Origin of the sequence: Paraburkholderia dipogonis, assembly GCF_046027395.1 — a bacterium.
Classification (GTDB): Bacteria; Pseudomonadota; Gammaproteobacteria; order Burkholderiales; family Burkholderiaceae; genus Paraburkholderia; species Paraburkholderia dipogonis_A.
Genome location: NZ_JAQQEG010000052.1, coordinates 18,064 through 33,787 on the forward strand (window position 1 = coordinate 18,064; position 15,724 = coordinate 33,787).

Sequence of the window (15,724 nt, forward strand, 5' to 3'; positions counted from 1 at the left end):
GGCAAGACGATTCCGCGGATACTCAGCAGAGCACAGCGGCGGAGCAACGTGCTGGTGCGTCCAGACAGCTGATGGACCAGCAGTCGTCGAGCGCGACGCGAGGCGGCCAGCTAACTGATCAGCGAACACGAGGCCCGTCATTCGCGGCATCACAGGGCCGCACGCAAACCGGAGGGGAGGAGCGGAATGACCCGGCACGATTTCAGGGCGTGACGTCCGCGACGCCGAATGCAAGTGCGCTCACGTACCCGCCCAGACCCACATCCAGCTTTGCGAGCACCCTCTCCCGGGCGCGCCTGGACGCCGCGACCACACAGCAGGCCGGCGCGGCGCTGTTGCCGCTGGACGCCTCCCACCGAGAAGCGCCGGCGCATGGTGCGCAGCCGGGCGTAGGCGCTGCGGCCAACATGGCAGCAGGACATTCGGTTTCGAACGGTACGCGCGCCGACGGTCGAGTCAAGCGGCAGACGCCTCCCGTTCCCGATCAGTATGCGCAGACTTTCCACGCTTACGCAGGGTCCGCGGCAGGAGCGAACGGCTTGAGTTGGCTGATGCTCGCTTCGGCGGCCGGGCAGACGGACGGAGTGCATAACCATTGCGCGGGCCAGACCTGGCTAACCATGCATGAGGGGGTCGCCGGTCAATCGCACGACCTGATGGCAGCGACGCGCGCTGTTTATCAGCGGCTTCTCGACCCTTCCGCGCGGCGTTCGACGCTTAACGAAATTGGCCGCCTACAGACGGCGAACAGGTATGCGCCGCCCAGTGATGTGCCAGGCTACGAAATGCGTCCGGGTGGCGTGAGATTGACGAACCCCGATGCTCTCGTCAACGATTTGCAAGGTCACTTTTCGACCCCACTCCCGTCGCGAGACGGGTTGGGCACCGCGCAGGATACGTTCACGGACGTGACCTTGAGATTGGGGGACGGGAGTGAGCATGCGATCCTCATCCAGCGCGTTGACCGGTCGGCAGATTATCGAAACGATGAGTATCAGCTTTACGACCCGAATTACGGGGTGTTCAGATATGAGGGCTTTGACTCCCTGGACACTGCCATCCATCAGCTCTACGAGCATGGTTACAAGGAATTTGGTGGCGTTACCGGGGACGTCGACGACCTACTACGCAGACACGCTCACCTGGCGCCTCTACACGGGCGTCGCACCGGACGCCTATCAGGCGATGATGCAGAACGCCACGCTTCGTGCTTTCAGCCTCGAACGGCCCCCCCCGTGCTCGTGCCGACGGATCCCGGCCAACTGCCTCCGCCCCCGGATTTCGACCAGCCGGGTCCATCAGGCTGGGACGGTGGACCGCATACCGACCTCAAGCGATCCACCGGCGCGCAAGATGCCGCCGATCGACGACAGACTCAGCGTTGTCGAACCTTTGCTACCGGTGATAACCGTCGAGCCCGCGTTATAGGCCAACTGCACATTCTGTACAGCATTGGGATGACTGACCGCCACCGCACGACCTTGAGCATCGTAGTTCCACGTCGCAATGCGATTGCCCGACTCGTCGACCTCTCCGGTCAATGCTTCTTGAACCGCGTGTCGCCGTAGACATAGCGGCGCACATAACCGTCCGGCCAGGTGATCGAAACAAGATTGCTATTCGCGTCGTATCCGTACTGGGTCAGACCACCTAACGGATCATTGAGACGCGACAGACGACGCTTATCGTCGTAGTCGAGCCGAAGCGCGATGTCCTTGCTGGCATCCGTGCCTTCGGCGTGCTGCGTAACAGTGGTCAGCAAACCGGAGCCGTCATAGTTCAGCGTACGAACAAAGCCTGTCTTTGTGCGTTCAGTCAGCAGCGCGCCCTGGCCGGAGTACGATTCGACAGTGTCCGTATTCACGTCGGTGAGAGTCCATCCAGAGCCGCTTTGCGCAAGTACCAGGCCAGTGAAGGCCTTTGTTCGCCAAGTGCCAGCCGACCAATTGAAAGTAGCGGGCTCCCCGTTCTCCCGATAGGCCAGCACGGTTGATGTGCTGCCGTTATTGGCATTCGCCAATCCCAGGCTACGCTGCCAGCTATGGAACCAGACCGGCCCCATCACCGTCGCGGATGCCGTCAGTGACTTTGACCGGTACGTCCGCGTGAAAAGCATTGGAATGTCGTCGCCGCTGACGAAATCGGCGACAGTCAACGTAACCACTCCGCTGCCGGGGAAAACCGGGTCAGCAACCGGACAGCTCGCCTCCGGCTGGTCATCCGCCGGTGTCGCACACCACGCGTCGATAAGCGGCAAACTAGCGCAGTTGTAGTACTGCATGCCACCTGGTACGCCGGCGTAAGCATCCCATCGACAGGTGGGCGAACCTGGCTTTGCGCCAGTGGCTGCCCACACCGCATTGCAATCAGCGGCGTTTGCGCCGAACGCCATCATGAGCAACATGAATGCGGCCAGCAGACGGGCCGCCATTCCCCGGCCTCTCGTTAATTCTGTTTCTTATCATCGTTGTCCCTATTGGTTGTACTTGGTTAAAGCCCAAGCACCCTATAAGGACTGCAACGAACGAAAAATCCGACAACTCCTAAAAAAACGGCAACCATGTGCCAGTTCTGACGCGAGTCGACAAACACCGACCTACGTCGTAGGAACTTCGAATTGCAACGGTCAGACGACACCGAACCGCACTACGGAAATGTCTGATCCGATATCAACACACGAGAATGTCGGCTGAGCGCCGAGATGCAAAACCAAGGAGAAAACGGGGCGACGTAAAAGGCATTCCTGAGGGAGTGCCTCATAGCCGCCGCATTTTACAAGTCCCGCTTCACTTCCCCGCCACATACGCCTTCACAGCCGGCAACCCATCCTTCCCGTCATACGTCTTCACGCCCGCCAGCCACTTGTCGAGCACCGTCGGATTCGCCTTCAGCCATTCGCGCGCGGCCTTGTTCGGATCGGTCTTGTTCATGATCGGCAGCATCACGTGGTTCTCGATGTCGGTCGTGAACTGCAGGTTCGACACCAGCTTCGCGACGTTCGGGCAGCGCGCCGAATAATCGCTCGGCGTGACCGTCAGCACTTTGGCTTCGCCGTAGTTCGGGCCGAACACAGCGTCGCCGCCGGACAGATAATCGATCTTCATCTGCACGTTCATCGGATGCGGCTCCCAGCCGAGAAACACGATCGGCTTCTTGTCGCGGATCGCGCGGTTCACTTCGACCAGCATGCCCGCCTCGCTCGACTCCACCAGCTTGAACTTGCCGAGGCCATATTGATTGGTGTCGATCATCTTCTTGATCAACGCATTGCCGTCGTTGCCCGGCTCGATCCCGTAGATCTTGCCGTCGAGCTTGTCGTAGTTCTTCGCGATGTCGGCGAAGGTCTTGATGCCGGACTGATATGCGTAATCCGGCACCGCCAGTGTGTATTTCGCGCCGGTCAGATTCGGTGTGGGTAACACGCTGAGCTGGCCGGACTTCTTGAACGGATCGATCATCGGGTCCATGGTCGGCGACCAGTAGCCGAGGAACACGTCGATCTGCTTGCTCTTCACGCCCGCAAAGGTGATCGGCACCGAGGCGATCGTCTTGGTCGGCTTGTAGCCGAGCCCTTCGAGCACGGTCGACGCCAACCCGGTGGTCGCCGCGATATCGGTCCAGCCGACGTCGGCGAATCGCACGTCGCGGCAAGTGGCCGGTTCCGCGGCAAATACAGACGACACAGACAGCGCGCACAACGACGCAGCCCACAAACGTTTCATGGCGTTCCCTCAGGGTGATTGATGTTTGACTGGTTCTAATGAAGCGGATTGTTTTGCGTTGGCTGATTCCCGCTGTCCATCACGCGGACAAGCGCCGCTCGACGCTCGGCGCGTGACCGAACTGCGCGCGATACGCCTTGCTGAAATGACACGCCGAATGAAAGCCGCACACCGCCGTCACGCGCGCAATCGACGCATCCGTATTGCGCAGCAACTCACGCGCGCGCCGCAAACGCAGCGTCAGGTAATAATGCGTGGGCGACACGCTCAGGAACATCTTGAACATGCGCTGCAAATGACGTTGCGACAGATGCACGAGCCGCGCGAGCTCGTCGAGCGATAACGGCTCCTCGATATTCGCTTCCATCAGCCGCACGACCTCGACCAGTTCCGCGCGTGAGAAACCGACCCGCGCGTCGACGGGAATGTGTTGGTAATCGGTCGAGCCACGAATCCGCTCGACGATGAACTGCTCGGACACTTGCGCCGCCACCGCATGGCCCAGCCGCATGCCGACCAGCTTCAGCATCAGGTCGAGCGGCGCGGTGCCGCCCGTGCAGGTCATGCGGTCGCGGTCGATCACGAACAGTTCGTCGGCGAAACGCACATGCGGGTAGCTCTTGTGCAATGGCGACATGTCTTCCCAGTGCACGGTGCAGCGATAGCCGTCGAGCAAGCCCGCGGCCAGCAGCGCATACGGTCCCGTGCAGATACCGCCGAGCGGAATACCTTTGTCGGCCACCTCGCGTAGCAGCGCGATCACCGTGTCGTCCACGTAATCGCGCACATGCCAGCCGGCGCAGACGATCAGCACATCCGGCATGCCGGCTTCGGCCAGCGTCGTGGTGGGTTTCACCGTGATGCCGTTGCTCGCTCGCGCCGGTTCGCCGTCCGGCGAGATCACCGACCACCGGTAGTGCTCCGCGCGGCCCACGTAGTTGGCCATGCGCAGGACCTCGACCGCGCTGGTGAACGCGATCATCGAAAAGTTCGGCAGCGTCAGAAAGCCGACGTGCGCGAGCCCGGACAGCGGCGAATCGGCCTCGGGCTCGACAGGCGTGAGCGCGTCGCGCTTCATAGGCGGCTCAGCCGTGTTGCGCGGCCGGCTCGCGGCGCACTTTCATGACGCTGCGCAAGCCCGACAGCAGCGGCGCGCGCGCCATGCCCGGCGACCGGCCGAAGCTTTCCGTGATGCGGTCGAGAATGATCGCGAGCATCACCACTGAGAGTCCGCTTTCGAAGCCAAGCCCGATATCGAGCCGTTGAATACTGGCCAGCACGTCGTTGCCGAGACCGCCCGCGCCCACCATCGACGCGATGATCACCATCGACAAAGCCATCATGATGGTCTGGTTGACGCCCGTCATGATCGACGGCAGCGCGTTCGGAAACTGCACCTTGTAGAGCAACTGCCACGGCGTGCAGCCGAACGCCTGCCCGGCTTCGACGATTTCCCGGTTCACATGCTTGATACCGAGCGACGTGAGACGCACCGCCGGAGGCATGGCGAAAATCACCGTCGACAGAATCCCCGGCACGCGGCCGAGGCCGAACAGCATCGCGGCCGGAATCAGGTAGACGAACGCCGGCATGGTCTGCATCAGGTCGAGCACGGGACGCACGATCATCTCGACCGTGCGGCTCTTCGCGGTCCAGATGCCGAGCGGCACACCAAGCAGCAGACTGATCAACGTCGACGACAAGGTCAGGCCGAGCGTGATCACCATCTGATCCCAGAACCCGGTGCCGTAGATCAGCAGCATGGCCAGCAGCGTGAACAGCGCGAAACGCCAGCCCACCCGCCACAATCCAATGCCGACGAAGAACGCCATCAGCGCCCACATCGGCACTGCTTGCAGGCCGTGTTCGATCACCGCGGCAAAGCTCTCGATCACCTTGCCGATGGAGTCGAAAGTTTTTGCGTCGTGGTCGAGCAGGTAATGAACGCCGTGATCGACCCAAGCGCCAAGTGGAATGACTTCAGACATGGGAACTCCGATGGCGCGTGAGAACGTTCAGCACGTTCGTCTTGTTGACCGAACCACAGTAGGAGCCGTCGGCTTCGACAACCGGCAGCGGCGCACGGCTCGCTACCACGAGTTCGACGACGTCGTCGAGCGGCGTGGTGCGGCGGATGCATTCGATCTGGTTGAGCTGCGGCGAGGCGCTGCCCAACGCGTCGCGGCACACGAAGCCGCGAATCTTGCGTTCGCGGTCAACCACGAACGCGTAGTCGGCGCTGCCGTTGAGCGTGGCGGCCACACTCGACGCATCGATCTGCGGCGAGTGCTGCATGAGCGGCACGGCGTCGGTCTGCATCAGATCACCGGCGGTCAGATAACGGCTGGTGTCGATGCCTTCGAAGAACGCGCGCACGTAATCGTCGGCGGGATTGGTGATGATCTGCTGCGGCGTGCCGACCTGCACGACCCGGCCGCCCTCCATGATCGCGATGCGCGTGCCGATGCGCATCGCCTCTTCCAGATCGTGCGACACGAACAGGATAGTGCGCTGCTGTTCGCGTTGCAGGTCGAGCAGCACGTTCTGCATTTCCTTGCGCTTGAGCGGATCGAGCGCGGAGAAAGCCTCGTCCATGATCATCAGCGACGGGTTGACCGCCAGCGCCCGCGCGAGACCCACGCGCTGCTGCATGCCGCCGGACAGTTGCGCGGGCAGCTTCTCCGCGAACGGGGCGAGGCCGACCTGTTCGAGCACGGCCATCGCGCGCTTCTCGCGCTCCTTGCGGCCCACGCCCGCCACTTCGAGGCCAAACGCCGCGTTGGACAGCACGGTGCGCTGCGGCATCAGCGCGAAGGACTGGAACACCATGCTCATGTCCTTGCGGCGCAGCGCCGTCAGCTCGGAGCGCGGCACGCTGGCCACGTCGCGGCCGTCGATCAGCACCTTGCCGGCCGTGGGCTCGACGAGGCGATTGATCAGGCGGATCAGCGTCGATTTGCCGGAGCCGGACAGGCCCATCAGCACGAAGATCTCACCTTCCTTGACTTCGAACGATACGTTGTGGACGCCGACAATCTGACCGGTGCGCGCGAACACTTCCTCTTTCGTCGCGCCGCCTGCCAGCATGCCGATCGCCTGTTTCGGGTTGGTGCCGAACACCTTGCACAGCCCTTCGACCACGACCTTGGGGGAATTCATTGAATGCTCTCCTATGTCGACCGGAGTTAGCGCTTTAGCGCTTACTCCGGTCCCATGCACCGCGTCGACCGGAGTTGGCGCTTTAGCGCTTACTCCGGTCCCATGCACCGCATCGACCGGAGTTAGCGCTTTAGTGCTTACTCGGGTCCCATGCAAGATAGTTGCTGCAGTGGCGGACGTCCGTCCGCGCTGTGCATACATAGTTGCCAGAAAAAAGTATGGCTAGCCGACTATTTGCGACAACCACATGTGGAAATGCGACACCCATTTTTTGGGCACGCCGGCCGGTGAGGGCTGGAGCCTTGTGGGGCAAGGGTTTGGAGGGTGCTGCGGGGGGCGTTGAGGCGTGTCGCGCCAGAGCAAGTGGAGGCGGTGCGCGATAAAAAAATGCAGTTCGGCGGGGTCTGCGGGCACGGTTTCCGCAGCGCAGCAAGCACAAGCGCCAGAAACCTCCGTTCAAAACGCCTACGTTTGCCCCGCTCGACGGTCAGACGTGCCCGCTGAGACGGCATTCACGACACCGACACACCCAGCAACCGTCCCACCCCGAACGTGAACGCAGCCGCGATCAGCCCGATCACGACCTGCCGCAACGCGGAGAACCCTGCGCTGCGTCCATTGAAAAGCGACGTGAACACGCCGATCGATGCGAGCGCCAGCATGCTGAGCAGCACGCACTGCACGATCGCGTGGTACCCGTGCGTCCACAAAAACGGCATCACCGGAAAAATCGCGCCCACCGAGAAGAGGCAAAACGACACGCCCGCGGCGGACCACGGATTGCCGCCCAACTCCGCCGGATCGAGTCCAAGCTCCTCGCGAGTCAGCGTGTCGAGCGCCTTGCTTTTGTCGCGCATCATTTGCGACGCGACCCGCTTGGCCTCGCCCGCGTCGAGACCTTTGGCGCGATAGATCAGCGCAAGTTCGTGCTCTTCGGCTTCCGGCGACTCCTCGAGCTCCTGCGCCTCTTTCGCGATCTGGGTGCTGGCGAGTTCGCGCGCATTGGTCACCGAGAGCCATTCGCCCAGCGCCATCGAACACGCGCCGGCGATGAGCCCCGCCAGTCCCGTCAACAGAATCGCCTTGTTGCCGGTTCCCGCGCCGGCCACGCCCATGATCAGGCAGAAGTTCGAGACGAGGCCGTCGTTGGCGCCGAGCACGGCGGCACGCAAGTCGTTGCCCGCTCCCGCACCCTTGTGCCACGACTCGGCTGCTGCGATCCGCGCGCCTGGCGACAGGCTCGCATCGCCACCGCCATGAGCCAGCGCCTGAACCATCGCGGCGTGATGATGCTCGTCGGCCGACATGCGGCCCGCGTCCGGCTGGCGCTGGTATTTATTGCGATCGGCGTACTCCGCGGCTGCGAGCGTGGGCAGCACGAAGGCCGCGCCGAACACGCGGACCAGTCCTTTCATCAAACGTGTTTTGACGGCCTGGCCGGTCCCTTTCGGATGAAGTCCATTGGCTCTGAGCTTGTCGGCCCAGACTTGCGCATGATCGCGCTCGGACCTGGCGAGCTCGCTGTAGACCTGCTTGCGCATGCCGTCTTTCTCGACCTTGGCAAGGGTTTCGTACAGCGCGGCGCTGTGCAGTTCATCGGAGAGATTGGCTTTGTATCGTTTTACTTCGCGTCTGGATGCCATGGTGCTGTGCCCGTCTATCGAGTCCACAGCATCAAAGCGTAATCGATTCAGATACGGAAAAGATCAAAGCCCTAAAGCGCGTCGTGAGCGAGAAAGCCAACGCTTCTCATCACCATTCGAGATGCGGACGCTCGTGAAAAACAGCATGCGCGGCCTAAGGAAAAGTTAAGGGTCCGCTGCTTATTCTGTCGTCACGCACTCACCGAATGGATCAGTGCATCGCCCTCACCTCGTCCACACTGCTATTGGAGAATCACCATGAAATCCCTCAGGCATCTCATGCTCATCGCGTCGCTCGTTGCCATGCCGGCCTTGTCGTTCGCGCAGCAAATGACCACGCCGACGAACGGCGCCACGACGGCACCCGCCGCGTCGCTACACGATGCACAGGGCAATCAGGCGGTAACGCAATCTCAACGGCCGTCGCGCAACAGTTCGGGATACTCGGGCGAGAGTTCAGGTTATGGTGCTCCGGCCACAAGTTCATCGCAGTCGTCGGCGATGCGCTTTGTGGGCAAGCATTCGCCAGTGTTCGACCATTGATGTTCCGCGTGCGGGACTAGCGCATTGCCCAAGTGCCGGACACGACCCATATCGGTATGCGCGCGACGCTCAGTTCCGCCGCGCGCACGCCTGCGCTGTTACTGGCTCGCGGCTGTCCCGATGCCGGCCTTCTTCTGCGCTTTCTGCAGCTTATCCGGATAGTTCGGGTCGTTCTGGCCCGGCTGGTAGCCTGCATCTTCGAGCTTCTTCAGTTCGGCATTCTTCTTCGCGCGCGCTTGTTTGCGGGCCGCTTTACGCTCGGCTTTGGTCGGCTTCGCACTGCTCGCCGTGTCGGGCGACGCCGTCATGGTGGCGTCGCTCGCGCCTTGGGCCGCGGCGAGCGGAATGCTGCCTGCCACCATGGCGGTGACGGCAAGTCCGAGCATGATCTGTTTAATGGCAAAGCGCTTCATTTTCAATTCCCCTCTCGAAAGTTGGCAATAGCATTCAGCATTGTTGCGAGTCTTTTGTTCACTACCGCGAGCCGCACGACATTCAGCAAGGACTCGCGCTCAAAGCTTACAGGCAAACCATCAAAAGAGTATTCTCAGCGCCGCGAGTGGGTGTTGCATCGAGCAGACGAATCTCAAGAGCCAGCCGCGCGCGCCGCATCCTCTTCCTGCAATTTCCGCCACAAGATCTTGCCGCTGCCCGACTTCGGCAGCGACGCGACGAACTCGACGATACGCGGAGCCTTGTACGAAGCCATCTGCTCATGCGCCCAGTCGATGATCTCCTGTGCAGTAATCGTGCCTGCATGCGCCGCATCGGGCACCACCAGCGCCTTCACGGTCTCGCCGCGCGTCGCGTCCTTCACGCCGATCACGCAGACCTCGTGAATCGCCGGATGCCGGTACATCAGCGCCTCGACTTCAGCCGGCCATACTTTGTAACCGGACGCGTTGATCATACGTTTGAGACGATCGGTCATGAAGAAATAGCCGTCTTCGTCGATATGGCCGAGATCGCCGGTTCGCAGAAACCGCTTGCCATCGAGTTCGATGAACGCTTCAGCCGTCGCCTTCGGATTGCGCCAATAGCCCTGCATGACCTGCGGCGCGTGAGTGACGATCTCGCCGGTTTCGCCTTGCGGCAATTCCTCTAGCGAGACCGGGTCGATCACGCGCGAGTCCACGTCGAACACGGGAATGCCGAGGCACTGCGGCTTCGGGCGATGCGGCGGATTGATGTGCGTGCCGGCAATCGTCTCCGTCATGCCGTAGCCTTCGACATAGTCGAGCCCGGTCAGCGTCTTGAGCTTTCTGGCGATCGCGTCCGGCATCGCCGCGCCGCCACCACGCGTGCCGGTGAGGCTCGACAGATCGTATTCGCCGAGCTTCGGGTTCGAGAGGAAATCGACCATCATCGTCGAGATCGACTGCCAAGCGGTGACGCGATATTTCTGCATGCATAGCGCAGCGGCTTCGCGATCCCAGCGCGGCAACAGCACGATCGTTGCGCCGGAGAAGACCGCGCTGTTCATGCCGCCCTGCATGCCGGTCACGTGAAAGAGCGGCAGTACCGATAGATAAACGCCGTCCGGCGGCGACGAGAACCAGACGCAGCCGCCGAGCGCCGTGCTCATCACGCTGCGGTGCGTATGCATGCAACCCTTCGGCTTGCCGGTGGTGCCGGACGTATAGGGCATCACGCACAGATCGTCGGGACCGGTGGTGAGCGGCCCCGGCGCAACGCGCCGTTCGAGCACGTCCTGCCATGGCGTGACGCCGTGAATCGCGAACGTCTTGCGCGGCGCGGCGACGAATTCAGGCACGGGAATCGGCGATGCCTGCTTCAGATAATCGCTATACGTCGCCACGATGGCGTGCTCGAGGCCCTTGCCAGGCCCGTTGCCGATCAGCGGCTCGACGTTCGCGAACAGGCATTGTGGTGCGATGATCGTGGTCGCGCCGCTGTCCTCCACGTAATGCGCCAGCTCGGCGGTCATGTTCATCGGATTGACCGGCACCACTACCGCGTTCGCCCGCAGGATGCCGTAGTAAGCGATGATCCATTGCGGACTGTTCTGCATATAGAGCAGCACGCGGTCGCCTGCCTTGACGTGGCACTCCTGCTGCAGAAAGCCCGCGATCCGCTCGGCTTCGTCCTTGAATTCGGCAAACGTGATCGCCGTACCGTAGAAGATGATGAACGGCTTGTGAGGATAGCGCGCCGCCGAGACTTCGGCGTTATAGAAAAGATTGGTCGCGGGCAGCGTCAAATGCAGCGGCACTTGTGGTGGCCAATGCAGGTGATGGCGTTCGTTCATCAGCGTCTCCTGCTTTTTACTGTCGGTGCGCGCCCGATCTCTGCCGAGCGCTTCGTTCACATCGCCGCGTCGGACCAGCGTGACGCTCAGACGATGATCGCGCCGCCGTCCACCGCGAATTCCTGGCCGGTGATATGACGCGACGCCTCGCTCGCGAGGAACACGATCGGACCTTTGAGATCTTCGTCGCCGCCCAGACGCTGCAACGGCGTGCGCGAGACGATCGCGTCTTCGAGTTGGCCGAGCAGACCGGCCGTCATCTTCGAAGGAAAAAAGCCCGGGCAGATCGCATTGACGTTGATGTTGTACTTGCCCCATTCCGCGGCGAGCGCCCGCGTAAAATTGATCGCGGCGGCCTTGGACGTGTTGTACGCAATCGTGTTCATGCCGGGCGGCGAACCCTTCAAGCCCGCCACCGAAGCAATATTGACGATCTTGCCCGCGCGCCGCGGAATCATGCTGCGCTTGCCGACTTCGCGAGCGAGAAAGAACGGCGCGTTGACGTTCAGGTTCATGACCTTGTGCCACGCTTCGTCGGGATAGTCTTCGGCGGGCGCGCCCCATGTCGCGCCCGCGTTGTTGACGAGAATATCGATGCGGCCATGCAGGCCCAGCACTTCATCCACGAGGCCGGGGATACCTTCGAAGCGCTGCAGGTCGTTGACCACCGTTTGCACTTCGATGCCGAGCTGTTGCAGATGCGTTTTCGCTTCGGCGAGTTCGTCGGCCTTGCGCGCGGTGATGGCGACACGGCAGCCCATTTCGCCGAGTGCCTCGGCCATTTGCAGACCGAGGCCGCGCGAGCCGCCGGTGATGAGTGCAACCTTGCCGTCCAGTTGAAACAGGTCCTTCACAGACATTGCGTCGCTCCTCCAGATTTGTTCTGCCATGCAGATCGTCATGCCGCGTTTTGCGCCTCATCATACGTGCCGAAATTCAGTCTGTAAATAAAAGCACGATCATTCACTTTCGTTATAAACTGGCACGCAACATCGAGCGGCGTAGCATCGGGAATTACCCGAATACCGCGCTTTTCAATCGCGCCGCGCCGATCCGTTTGAGGGCGTTTTTTACGCGTGTCTTACGCGGCGGTTTCGCATAGCGGCTTACTTTTCACGGGTCTTCTTCCATGCAAGATGCGCTGATCATCAACTCACGCGATCTCGAGTTCCAGCTATTCGAAGTGCTCGACGCAGAGACGCTCACACGCCGCGCGCGTCACGCCGATCACAGCCGCGAGACCTTCAACGCTGCGCTCGAAACCGCGCACGCCGTCGCCGTGGAAAAATTCGCGACGCACAACCGTCTCTCGGACGAACACGAACCGCAGTTCGACGGTCAACGCGTCACCCTGCCCGCCGAGGTGAAGGACGCACTCGACGCGATGCGCGCCACCGGTTTTCTCGCCGCGGGCAAGGACTACGAATGGGGTGGCATGCAGTTGCCGTCGGTGATTTCGTTGGCGTGCCTGTCGCTCTTCAAGAGTGCGAACATTGCCACCGCGTCGTACGCCATGCTGACCACGGCGAACGCGAACGTGATCGAACGCTTCGGCAGCGCCGCGCAAAAGCGCAAGTATCTGCAAGCGCTCTTCGAAGGCCGCGCGTTCGGCACCATGGCGTTGACGGAGCCGCAAGCGGGTTCGAGCCTGTCCGACCTCGTCACGAGCGCCACGCCCAATGCGGACGGCACCTATTCGATTCGCGGCAACAAGATTTTCATTTCAGGCGGCGATCACGAGTTGAGCGAGAACATCGTTCATCTGGTGCTGGCGCGCATTCCCGGCGGGCCGCCGGGCGTCAAGGGCATCTCGCTCTTCACCGTGCCGAAGTTCCGCGTCAACGAAGACGGCAGCCTCGGCGCGCGCAACGACGTCGCGCTCGCGGGACTGATTCACAAGATGGGCTGGCGCGGCACGACGTCGACCATGCTGTCGTTCGGCGAACACGGCGAATGCATCGGCGAACTGGTGGGCGAGCCGCACCACGGTCTCGCTTACATGTTCCACATGATGAACGAGGCGCGCATCGGCGTCGGTCTCGGCGCGGTCATGCTTGGTTACCGCGGCTATCTGGCGTCGCTCGACTACGCGCGCGAACGGCCGCAAGGACGCCGCCCCGACAACAAGAACCCGCTCGATCCGCAATTGCCGCTGATCGAACACGCCGACGTGCGCCGCATGCTGCTCGCACAAAAAGCCTATGTGGAAGGTGCTTATGCGTTGTGCCTGTACGCGGCACGTCTCGTCGACGAACAGAACACCGGCGAGAGCGAAGCCGCGCGCACCGAAGCGGGCCTGCTGCTCGATCTGCTTACGCCGGTGGTGAAATCCTGGCCGTCCCAATGGTGTCTCGAGGCGAATAGCCTGGCGATCCAGATTCACGGCGGCTACGGCTATACGCGTGAATATCCGGTCGAGCAGTTCTATCGCGACAACCGGCTGAACATGATTCACGAAGGCACGCACGGCATTCAGGCCATCGATCTGCTCGGCCGCAAGGTGACGATGAAACAGGGCGCCGCACTTAAACAACTGGCGCGCGAAATCCAGCAGACGATCGACGCGGCGCGCGAACGCCCGGCATTGCATGCGCATGCCGATGCGCTCGGCGAAGCATGGACCGATCTGACTGCCACAGTCGCAGCATTGCTGCCCACGCTGGCCCATGAAAGCGAACGCGCGCTCGCCAATGCAAACGCATTTCTCGAAGCCTTCGGCCATATCGTGATTGCGTGGACATGGTTGCGCCAGGCGATCGTCGCAAGCGCCGCGCTACCCGCGTCGCATAGCGAAGCAGACGCGGACTTCTATCGCGGCAAGCTGCAGGCGTGCCAATGGTTCTTCCGCTGGGAACTGCCGCGCGTCGCCTTGATGCTCGCTACGTTGCGCACGTTGGACGACACCACGCTCAGCATGGCGCCACAATGGTTCTAGGCGCTTGAGCATAGATGGACTCGCAGCCCGATATGTGGAATATCCTCGTCACACGTGCGCAACGGAAGTCGTCGCAATGATTGTCGGAATGGCTGCCAATGCGGCGTTCCGGCCAGTTTTTCCAGCATGAGCGCTTCGGCTGGAGTATTGTTTAAGCGCGCCGGGAGCGTCGCGGCATCACTCTTCTACAAGACAGGGTGCTCCTCGTGGGCGGAAAAGTGCTCGCAAGCGCTTGGTTTTTTGCATGCAACGAAGCGACATCAACTTTTCGAGGATGGAGAAAACGTGAAAACAGTCAATCTTTTGAAGGCGCTCGGCATCGCATTGTGTTTAGCAACGGCGGCCAGCGCCTATGCGCAGTCGAGCGACGCGACGGCGTCCAGCGACACGTCGGCGCCCAGTGCCAAAACGGTGAAGAAGACGGACCGCGCGCTGGGTCTGCAGGTGCGCAAGGCTCTATCGAAAGCGCAGGGTTTTGACGTGTCGAACGTGTTCGTCCGGGCCCGCGGCGGTGCGGTGACGATCACGGGATCGGTGCCCGACGGCGCGCAGATTCCGCAGGCGGAAGAAGTGGCGAAGGGCGTGGCCGGCGTGAAGTCGGTGAACAATAAGCTCACGATCGGCACGCAGGGCGGTGGCGGAGGTTAAGCGCCCGCCTTCACCCGGTGACTTGCCGGTGACGACAGGCAACGCCGCTCGTCGCTCGATGCGAGCGTGAGGCGTTGCCTGTCGTCCTGGTATTTGAACCGTTTATTGAAGCGCCCATTGAAACGGACATGGAAGCGCTTATCGTCGAACGAGGCCGACCACGTAACGGCACACGTCCTCGCCCGCATTGAAGAACTCGCATTCGAGCGGCGCGCCAAGCTGCAGACAATCCCCCGCTTCCAGCCGGTATACCTGCTGACCTTCCCGGAAAGTCAACACGCCGAGCGTCACCCAGATCTGCTGATGCTGGAACACGAAAGCATCCGGTGGATACGGTACTTTCACGCCCGGCGGCAACTCGATCTCGAGCAATTCCAGCACGCCGCCCGTGGGTGGCGAGATGCGCCGGCGCGTGTAGCCGGTTTCCGGGTCTTGCCAGACCGATTGCTGCGCATGCCGCGCGAGCCGCTCGCCGGTCTGCTCGGCGAGCGCCAGCAAAGTCGACAAGGTCAGGCCGAACGCGCCTGACAGACGCCCGAGCACCGTCGCCGTGGGACTCGCCTCGCCTCGTTCGATCTTGCTGATCATCGCCTTCGACACCCCCGAGCGCTCCGCCAGTTCGCTCAGCGACCAGTTGCGCGCCTCGCGTTCGGTTTTCACGCGCGAGGAGATCGCCTGGGTCAGATCGATGGCAGCGGATTCGGACATGGAAAGATGGACGAGTCGAGGGTGGGGAGAGTAGGCACCGCAAATTATATCGAGGCGATATAGGCATGGACGCTGACGCCCACACCTGCCTCGCCGC

At 61.9% G+C, this 15,724-nt stretch carries 14 protein-coding genes; 4 read left to right on the top strand and 10 right to left on the bottom strand.

All coding sequences use genetic code 11. The features are described 5' to 3' along the window. Positions 1-539: 539 nt before the first annotated feature. A complete protein-coding gene (locus PQR32_RS36570) occupies positions 540-1,568 on the top strand; it encodes a hypothetical protein (protein WP_408239117.1) in 1,029 nt (342 codons plus the stop codon). Here the strand turns inward: PQR32_RS36570 and PQR32_RS36575 are convergent. From PQR32_RS36575 to PQR32_RS36600, 6 genes are all read right to left on the bottom strand, one after another. Beyond that, positions 1,538-2,431 (bottom strand): DUF6531 domain-containing protein, encoded by an 894-nt coding sequence (locus tag PQR32_RS36575; protein WP_408239120.1) that lies wholly within the window; start codon positions 2,429-2,431, stop codon positions 1,538-1,540. The two genes, PQR32_RS36570 and PQR32_RS36575, sit on opposite strands and share 31 nt — an antisense overlap. Before the next feature lie 355 nt (positions 2,432-2,786). After that, positions 2,787-3,722 (bottom strand): choline ABC transporter substrate-binding protein, encoded by a 936-nt coding sequence (locus tag PQR32_RS36580; RefSeq protein ID WP_408239123.1) that lies wholly within the window; start codon positions 3,720-3,722, stop codon positions 2,787-2,789. 79 nt (positions 3,723-3,801) lie between these two features. Then, complete coding sequence (locus tag PQR32_RS36585; protein WP_408239126.1) at positions 3,802-4,800, bottom strand: GlxA family transcriptional regulator; 999 nt, start codon at positions 4,798-4,800, stop codon at positions 3,802-3,804. A 7-nt stretch (positions 4,801-4,807) separates the two neighbouring features. Next, positions 4,808-5,710 carry a choline ABC transporter permease subunit gene (gene choW, locus PQR32_RS36590; RefSeq protein WP_408179140.1) on the bottom strand — a complete coding sequence of 301 codons (903 nt, stop codon included), beginning with the start codon at positions 5,708-5,710 and terminating at the stop codon, positions 4,808-4,810. Continuing rightward, a complete protein-coding gene (locus tag PQR32_RS36595) occupies positions 5,703-6,881 on the bottom strand; it encodes a quaternary amine ABC transporter ATP-binding protein (protein WP_408239129.1) in 1,179 nt (392 codons plus the stop codon). The genes choW and PQR32_RS36595 overlap by 8 nt, the downstream gene beginning before the upstream one ends. A 512-nt stretch (positions 6,882-7,393) precedes the next feature. Then, positions 7,394-8,524 (bottom strand): VIT1/CCC1 transporter family protein, encoded by a 1,131-nt coding sequence (locus tag PQR32_RS36600; RefSeq protein ID WP_408239131.1) that lies wholly within the window; start codon positions 8,522-8,524, stop codon positions 7,394-7,396. 258 nt (positions 8,525-8,782) lie between these two features. Between PQR32_RS36600 and PQR32_RS36605 the strand changes: the two genes are divergently transcribed. Then, entirely contained in the window at positions 8,783-9,067 is a 285-nt protein-coding gene (locus tag PQR32_RS36605; protein ID WP_408239134.1) for a hypothetical protein, read from the top strand. Positions 9,068-9,165: 98 nt separating this feature from the next. On the opposite strand, the gene PQR32_RS36610 is transcribed toward PQR32_RS36605, so the two are convergent. From PQR32_RS36610 to PQR32_RS36620, 3 genes are all read right to left on the bottom strand, one after another. Then, positions 9,166-9,480, bottom strand: coding sequence for a hypothetical protein (locus PQR32_RS36610; RefSeq protein ID WP_408239137.1), 315 nt, complete (start codon positions 9,478-9,480; stop codon positions 9,166-9,168). Between the two features lie 173 nt (positions 9,481-9,653). Continuing rightward, entirely contained in the window at positions 9,654-11,336 is a 1,683-nt protein-coding gene (locus tag PQR32_RS36615) for a long-chain fatty acid--CoA ligase (RefSeq protein WP_408239140.1), read from the bottom strand. 86 nt (positions 11,337-11,422) lie between these two features. Then, positions 11,423-12,196 (bottom strand): SDR family oxidoreductase, encoded by a 774-nt coding sequence (locus PQR32_RS36620; RefSeq protein ID WP_408239143.1) that lies wholly within the window; start codon positions 12,194-12,196, stop codon positions 11,423-11,425. A 269-nt stretch (positions 12,197-12,465) separates the two neighbouring features. Between PQR32_RS36620 and PQR32_RS36625 the strand changes: the two genes are divergently transcribed. Together PQR32_RS36625 and PQR32_RS36630 are read left to right on the top strand one after the other, a co-directional pair. Then, positions 12,466-14,271, top strand: coding sequence for an acyl-CoA dehydrogenase (locus tag PQR32_RS36625; protein ID WP_408239146.1), 1,806 nt, complete (start codon positions 12,466-12,468; stop codon positions 14,269-14,271). A gap of 285 nt (positions 14,272-14,556) precedes the next feature. Next, positions 14,557-14,919 carry a BON domain-containing protein gene (locus PQR32_RS36630; protein ID WP_408239213.1) on the top strand — a complete coding sequence of 121 codons (363 nt, stop codon included), beginning with the start codon at positions 14,557-14,559 and terminating at the stop codon, positions 14,917-14,919. Positions 14,920-15,057: 138 nt separating this feature from the next. Here the strand turns inward: PQR32_RS36630 and PQR32_RS36635 are convergent, their stop codons facing one another. After that, positions 15,058-15,627 carry a helix-turn-helix domain-containing protein gene (locus PQR32_RS36635; protein WP_408239149.1) on the bottom strand — a complete coding sequence of 190 codons (570 nt, stop codon included), beginning with the start codon at positions 15,625-15,627 and terminating at the stop codon, positions 15,058-15,060. Positions 15,628-15,724: the final 97 nt, after the last annotated feature.